The sequence below is a fragment of the Polaromonas sp. P1_E1_2 genome (genome assembly GCF_056406035.1).
This window is the reverse complement of the sequence record NZ_JBFUAZ010000910.1, coordinates 1-1,103: the sequence shown is the minus strand read 5'-3', so window position 1 is coordinate 1,103 and position 1,103 is coordinate 1. Positions and strand designations below refer to the sequence as shown.

Sequence of the window (1,103 nt, the reverse complement as noted above, 5' to 3'; positions counted from 1 at the left end):
GATCGACGGCATTGGCCTGCTCGACGGGGTGGAGCGCACCAATACCTCAGTGGTGCTGTCTACGCGGATTCACCGCTAGGCCGCTTGAAGCCGACCCTCAACTGACTTGCGAAAGAAAATCTGCCGGCCGTTCCAGCGTTTTGACATGGCGCTAAACCCGAGGCCCGTATAGATTCTGGTCGAAGCCGCATTGAACTCGTTCGTGTCCAGGCACACGCTGGCGCAGCCGGCCTGGCACGCATGCGCCAGTGCGAACTCGATGAGCGCCTTGCCCGTACCCTGCCTGCGAACGGACGGGTCAACAAACAGGTCTTCAATGGTGGCCTCGGTGCCGCTGGCCCACATGGAATGGCGATAGCGTTGCAGCACGTAACCCGCGGCTTGGCCGTGAACCATGGCGATGAAGAATTCCGCGTCTTGCGACCCAAGCAACTTGCGGACGCTGTCGCCAAACTGGGCGTCCGAGGGCGTGTGCCGCTCCAGATGGTTGCGAAAGGCGACGGCCATGGCCACGATGGCTGGCTCGTCTTGCGGGGTGGCGATTCGGATGTGCATGGTGAGTGGCTGGCGTCGTGAAGTGGCGAAAGGGAAACCGGCAGAGCTGACTGTTTGTTGCTGCTGTTGCTTCCTCACAGTCTGCAGGAGCAGCCCCCACGCGATCCAGCGGTTTTGCAAGGTTTTGGTTGCGCTTTACGTTGAAAGTCCTTGTTCCGGTACATGCCTGCAAAAGGCAAATCAAACCGCAAGCCCCCGGCAGCAGTTTTTTCCGATTCCCCCAAATCTCAGGCACAAAATTGCTGCCAAGCCCAATGAAGGCGAGCGCAAGAAGCTATTGATTTGATAGCGACTGAAGCTTCATGCTGTGCCCGCCTGCCATGGCGCATGCTTGTCCATCACGCCGGCATATAGCGCGCTGGCTTCAAAGTGCGCCAGCCAGGCTAGCAGTTGCGGCCAGGGCTGGCCTGCAAACCAGGCGGGGTCGGTATGCGCGAACTGGCGCACAAATGGCAGCAGCGCCATGTCGGCCAGGCTGGCGCGTGCGCCAAACAGCCACCCGCCTGCCAGCATGCCGTCCAGCTTGAGCAGCCATGCCGCACCCAGGC

General features: G+C 60.8%; 2 protein-coding genes. Both read right to left on the bottom strand.

All coding sequences use genetic code 11. The features are described 5' to 3' along the window. Positions 1-75 precede the first annotated feature (75 nt). On the bottom strand, positions 76-555 hold the full coding sequence (locus AC1D1P_RS24010) for a GNAT family N-acetyltransferase (protein ID WP_477674743.1): 480 nt from the start codon (positions 553-555) through the stop codon (positions 76-78). A gap of 300 nt (positions 556-855) precedes the next feature. Further along, positions 856-1,103, bottom strand: a 248-nt coding sequence (locus AC1D1P_RS24005; RefSeq protein ID WP_477674742.1) for a glutathione S-transferase C-terminal domain-containing protein, incomplete at its 5' end; no start/stop codon positions are given.